Origin of the sequence: Streptomyces corynorhini (assembly GCF_003346515.1) — a bacterium.
GTDB lineage: Bacteria > Actinomycetota > Actinomycetes > Streptomycetales > Streptomycetaceae > Streptomyces > Streptomyces corynorhini.
Genome location: NZ_QQNA01000402.1, coordinates 1 through 5,279, shown reverse-complemented (window position 1 = coordinate 5,279; position 5,279 = coordinate 1). Strand labels below are relative to the sequence as shown.

At 74.0% G+C, this 5,279-nt stretch carries 5 protein-coding genes; all 5 read left to right on the top strand.

Annotation, left to right across the window (positions count from 1 at the left end; genetic code table 11):
* Positions 1–8: 8 nt before the first annotated feature.
* The 5 genes from DVH02_RS33500 to DVH02_RS33480 all read left to right on the top strand — a co-directional run bounded on the left by DVH02_RS33500 (position 9) and on the right by DVH02_RS33480 (position 5,176).
* On the top strand, positions 9–212 hold the full coding sequence (locus DVH02_RS33500; RefSeq protein ID WP_233518623.1) for a hypothetical protein: 204 nt from the start codon (positions 9–11) through the stop codon (positions 210–212).
* 79 nt (positions 213–291) lie between these two features.
* A complete protein-coding gene (gene dapD, locus DVH02_RS33495) occupies positions 292–1,281 on the top strand; it encodes a 2,3,4,5-tetrahydropyridine-2,6-dicarboxylate N-succinyltransferase (protein WP_114627601.1) in 990 nt (329 codons plus the stop codon).
* Positions 1,282–1,925: 644 nt separating this feature from the next.
* A complete protein-coding gene (locus DVH02_RS33490; protein WP_114627600.1) occupies positions 1,926–2,507 on the top strand; it encodes an SMI1/KNR4 family protein in 582 nt (193 codons plus the stop codon).
* Positions 2,508–2,718: 211 nt separating this feature from the next.
* Complete coding sequence (locus DVH02_RS33485) at positions 2,719–3,432, top strand: antibiotic biosynthesis monooxygenase (protein ID WP_114627599.1); 714 nt, start codon at positions 2,719–2,721, stop codon at positions 3,430–3,432.
* 220 nt (positions 3,433–3,652) lie between these two features.
* Complete coding sequence (locus DVH02_RS33480) at positions 3,653–5,176, top strand: hypothetical protein (protein ID WP_114627598.1); 1,524 nt, start codon at positions 3,653–3,655, stop codon at positions 5,174–5,176.
* The last annotated feature ends 103 nt before the right edge of the window (positions 5,177–5,279 follow it).

Here is a 5,279-nt window from a genome sequence, read left to right as displayed (position 1 = left end):
GGCCGGCGATCAGCGTGCCGCACTGCCTGCACTCGCCGTACGTGATCTCGGGCCCGGGGGGCGGCACGCTGATCGCCGGCCTCGACGGGCGCTACAGCTGCGGGGTCTGCGGCTGGGTGAACCACCACTCGGAGGGGCACGGTCCGCTGCCGCGCGCGGAGGACGACATCGATCACGTGGCCGGCGGCTCCGAGGGCAACCGGCTGAGCTGAGCCGACGGCGCCGTGCGGTACACGCCCGGCACCTGAGACCGGTTGGCCCGCGCGGCGCCCGGAACGTTAGGTTCTGAACATGACCGAGAAGACTTCTCCCCGCACCACCGGCGCCGTCGCCGCCGGCCTCGCCACCCTGACCGAGGACGGCACCGTCCTCGACACCTGGTACCCGTCGCCCGCGCTCTCCGCCGAGCCCGGTCCGGCCGGCACCGAGCGGCTGACCGCCGAGCGTGCCGTGGAGCTGCTGGGTGAGGGCGCGGCCAAAGCCGTCGGCGCCGACGCGCGGCGCGGGGTCGAGGTCGTCGCCGTCCGTACGGTCATCGCCTCCCTCGACGACAAGCCGCTGGACGCGCACGACGCGTACCTCCGCCTCCACCTGCTCAGCCACCGCCTGGTCGAGCCGCACGGCCAGAGCCTGGACGGCCTCTTCGGCCTGCTCACCAACGTCGCCTGGACCTCGCTCGGGCCGGTCGCCGTGGACGCGCTGGAGACCGTACGCCTCAACGCGCGCGCCGAGGGCCTGCACCTGCAGGTGACATCGGTCGACAAGTTCCCCCGGATGACGGACTACGTGGCGCCCAAGGGCGTCCGTATCGCCGACGCCGACCGCGTACGGCTCGGCGCGCACCTCGCCGAGGGCACGACGGTGATGCACGAGGGCTTCGTCAACTTCAACGCGGGCACGCTCGGTACCTCCATGGTCGAGGGCCGCATCTCCGCAGGTGTCGTCATCGGCGACGGCTCCGACATCGGCGGCGGCGCCTCCACCATGGGCACCCTCTCGGGCGGCGGCACGCAGCGCATCGTCATCGGCGAGCGGTGCCTGGTGGGCGCCGAGGCCGGGGTGGGGATCGCGCTGGGCGACGAGTGCGTGGTCGAGGCGGGGCTGTACGTCACGGCGGGCACGCGGGTCACGCTGCCGGACGGCCAGATCGTCAAGGCGCGCGAGCTGTCGGGCGCGAGCAACATCCTCTTCCGCCGCAACTCGGTCACCGGCGCCGTCGAGGCCCGCCCGAACAACGCGGTCTGGGGCGGCCTCAACGACATGCTGCACAGCAACAACTGACCGCGAGCGGCGGGGCGGTGGCGCGGCCGGGCGGTGGCGCCCGGCCCCGGACGGCACCTGCCCCGCCCGCGCCGCCTCCGTGAACTCCCTCGTACCTCCCCGGTACCTCCCCGGTACCTCCCCGGTACCTCCCCGGTACCTCCCCCCGTACGTCCTCAGCAGCCCGTCGGCCGTCTCCCGGTCGGCGGGCCGCGGTGGTTCACGGACCGGCCCGGGGCCCGTGGTGGTCGCCGACTCGCCGCCGGTGCCGCCTGTGCCGCCGGTGCCGCTGAGCACCGGCCCGTCGCAGCCCTCGGCGACCGGTCGGCGGGTGGTGGGGCCGTCGGTTTCCGGACAGCTTTCCGTGGGGGCTTCGGGCGGTACGACCGGATGCTGATCGGGAGTCTGTTCGGAATACGGGAGGATGCTCCTGCGACACGGCGGGCGAGGTTGGCTTCCACATGAGTACGCGTGGGCCGCGAGCGGTCGTATCGTACGGCTCAGTGGTGACCGTGACGCCGCGGACCGCGTGGCGATCCGCCTCCGGCGAACGACAGGGCCCCGGACTGCCTGTGTGTCACGGGTACTTCGGGGTATGCGGGGTAGCCGGGGCAGGACTGTCAGTGGGTGCTGGTCCAATAGAGGACATGGGGGCATGGAGAAGCATGAACAGCGAATACGCCGGCAGCGGCAATGCGTTCCGAAGCGAACTCGACGCGTTGCGCGCGGCCTTCCCGCCGGAGCACTGCCTGCCACCCCTGGGCTGGGAGGCCGTGCACACCTTCGAGTACGAGCACGGGATCGTGCTGCCCGATCCCTACCGCACCCTGGTCGCCGAGATATGCGACGGCTGCCCGGACGGACCGGCCGACGTCGACGGGCTGATACCCCTCGCGGCGCTGCCCGCCGACTGGGGGTGCGACCAGAGGCAGCGCGTGCTGGCGAAGCCCTTCCCGCTCACCGAGGCATGGGTGTGGGAGGACGACCCCCGGCCGTACGAGGAGATAGAGCCGCTCATCGACGAGGTCTCCAACCACGGCAGTGTGGTGCTGGGCACGGACGGCAGCGGCATGTACTGGCACCTGGTCGTCACCGGCGCGCACCGGGGGCGCATCTGGAACATCAGCGATGTGGGCGCGGCGCCCTTCGGGGCCGCGTTCGGGCACCGCACGGAGGGTGAGGGCTTCGCGGGCTGGGTGGCGCACTGGGCGACCACGCGCAGGCCGTGGTTCGACGTGGTGGTCTGAGTCCGAGGCGCCGCTCCGGCAGGCGTGCCCGATCGGTGTGCTCGGTCGGTGGGTACGGACGGTGTGCTCGGGCGGTGTGCCCGATCGGTGTGCTCGATCGGTGGGTCCGGGCGGTGGATACGGGCGGGTTGACCTCGACCGCGCTTCATCTTTGAGCATGGTGAGTGCCGGCGCACCGCGGGGGTGCGCGCACTTCAGGAGGTACGTCACCATGCCCGTCCAGCTCGCCACCGCCCCCGATCCCGCCAGGCCCGGTGTCGGCGTCGTCATGGTCAGTACCTGGCGCGTGGGTACGCCCGCGCGCCAGCGGGCCACCGTCGACGCCATCTCCCGGGTCTGGCGCGCCCGCGCGTGGCCGGACGCCGGGCTGCTCTCGTACAGCGTCGCCATCGGGGAGGACGGGGACAGCCTGCTGCACTACTCGCAGTGGAGCGGCGAGGAGGCGTACGAGAGATTCGTCGGCGCCTCGCGGGACGAGCGCGTGGCGGAGATCGACGCGGCCGTGCCGGGCATCGAGCGCCTCGGGCTCGGCCGCTACGCGCTGTACCGCAGCGGCGCGTCCCCGGCCGGGGACACCCGCGCGCCGGGCTGCGTGGTCGTCGTGGACGTCGAGTTCCGGCCGGGGGAGCCCGGGGCGGCCCAGATCCGGGAGGGGTGGGTCGACGCCGTCTTCGAGGCCCTCGACACCGATCCCCACCTGCCCCCGGGCGGCATCTCCGCGCACTTCCACCTCAGTACGGACGGGACACGCGTCCTCAACTACGCGGAGTGGGAGAGCGCGCGGGCGCATATCGACGCGCTCGCGGCGGTCGGGGAGGGGATCGGCTCCCCGACCGAGGAGTGGGCGCGCGTGCGCGCGTACCCGGGCGTGCGCGGCAGCACGCTGACGCGGTACACGCCCGCCATCAGCCTGAGCGCCGGATAGCCCCCGCAGGGCGCCGGAGCACCCGGGCAGGGTCCCGGCAGCGCCGGGCTGCTGGCCGCGCCGGGGAGTGCGCGCGGGCGGTTCCGCGCGCGCTCGTTCCGTGGATTGCCCGAAACGATGCGCCGTGGCTCTTGTCAAGTACATGGACCGGAAGGGTTGGGCCAAAAACGTCTACGCTGGGGGCCGCCTTGCCCTCGTATGCCACAAGGAGACCCTCCAGATGCCCGGAGACCGCCCCACCCTGCCGCCGGTGCGACTGACCTCGGAGGCCGAACTGGCGCGGGACGCGCTGTCCGCTCCGCTGCTCGCCAGGGCGGTGCGTCTGGCCCGCTGGGCCGGTCCCGGTACCCGGGTCGGCGCGGGCGGCGAGCTGGTCGACGAGCAGCTGCCCGCCGCCGCGGAGGTCCTCGGACTCGGCGGCGAGGCCGACGAGTTGTCGGAGGGCGACGGCGAGGCGTACGCGAGCGAGGCGTGGCGGGTCGCGGTCGACACCGGCCTGGTGGCCGTCGCGGACCCGGACGAGGAGGCCCACGGCCGCTCGGACGACGAGGGCGGCACCGGACGCGTCACCGAGGGCGAGCAGCTCGCGGTGGTCACCTCCGGCGGTCCCGGGGACATCCTCGCCCTCTGGCTGGACGCCCTGGACGTCGTCTTCGCCGACGCGACGGCCCCGGTCCTGGACGATCTGGCCGCCGTCATCGGGGAGGACGGCGAGGTCGACTTCGAGTCGCTCGACTGGGACCCGGAGGAGGAGGCGGAGTTCCTGGAAGGCGTTTTCGGCAACCTCTACCTGCTGACCGTCGCCGAGAGCGGCGGCGTCGCCGAGGGCCCCGTACCGCTGCCCGTCCTCGCCGCTTCGATGATCGTTCCCGATGACATGGGCGAGCCCACCGACGACGTCCTGGAACAGGTCTCCGAGGCGATGATGCGGCTGGACGACCAGTTCAGGCTGCTGGAGCCGATCGGGCTCGTCTCGTACCTGCCCGTCGACGAGGCCCTGATGATCGAGGACGGGGAGGAGCCGGCGGACGCGGGCGGCCCGGAGGGCGGCGACCGCTCGCTCTCCGCCGACGAGGAGGACATCGCGCGGTACGGGATGGTCCGGCTGACGCCGCTGGGGCTCTACGGGATCAGGGCCCGGATGCTGGAGGCGGGCGTCGACGCGCCCGCCGTCGGCGATCTCGCCGACAAGGACGCGCACGCGCTGCTCGACGGGGTGGCGGGCTTCCCTGAGCTGTCGGCCCGCGCCGAGACCGAGCAGTGGCTGGCCCGCCGCGCCCCCGCCGACGCCGCGCGTGATCTGCTGGCCGCCGCCCGGGGCACGGACCCCGGCGCGCCGCTGCGCCGCCTCCACTGCCAGCAGGCGCTCTCGCTGGTCGGCGCCGAGGCCGAGCCCGCGGTGCGGGAGGTCCTGGACGACGCGGAGCTGGGCGGTCTGGCCCGGGTCTGGCTCGCCGAGCTGGGCGCGGCGGACGTCCCGCCGCCGCCGGAGTCGATGATCTTCTGGCTGGCCATCGACACCATCGCGGCGCAGCTGGACGCGGAGGGCGAGCCGGACGAGCTGCGGGAGCTGGTGGAGGGCCTGGTCGGGCAGCACAGCGGCTTCTTCGAGGCGGCCTGGCGCGTCGACCACCCGGCCACGGCGGAGGTGCTGGAGGCGATGGGCCGACTGCACCGGGACCGTACGGCGTCCAAGGACGCCCGGAAGGCGGCATTCAAGGCGAGGTCACGCGCCGGGAGCTGACACGGGCCCCGCGGGGGAGCGGCGGGCCTCCGCGGGGGAGCCGCCGGGGGACGGCTTCCGGGGCCCGCGGCGGGGTTCCGGCGGCCGGTGGGGCGGCCGGGGC

Bases quoted from the DNA above. Each gene is read 5' to 3' on its own strand.
- dapD (WP_114627601.1), top strand. From the start codon at position 292: ATGACCGAGAAGACTTCTCCCCGCACCACCGGCGCCGTCGCCGCCGGC.
- DVH02_RS33490 (WP_114627600.1), top strand. From the start codon at position 1,926: ATGAACAGCGAATACGCCGGCAGCGGCAATGCGTTCCGAAGCGAACTC.
- DVH02_RS33485 (WP_114627599.1), top strand. From the start codon at position 2,719: ATGCCCGTCCAGCTCGCCACCGCCCCCGATCCCGCCAGGCCCGGTGTC.
- DVH02_RS33480 (WP_114627598.1), top strand. From the start codon at position 3,653: ATGCCCGGAGACCGCCCCACCCTGCCGCCGGTGCGACTGACCTCGGAG.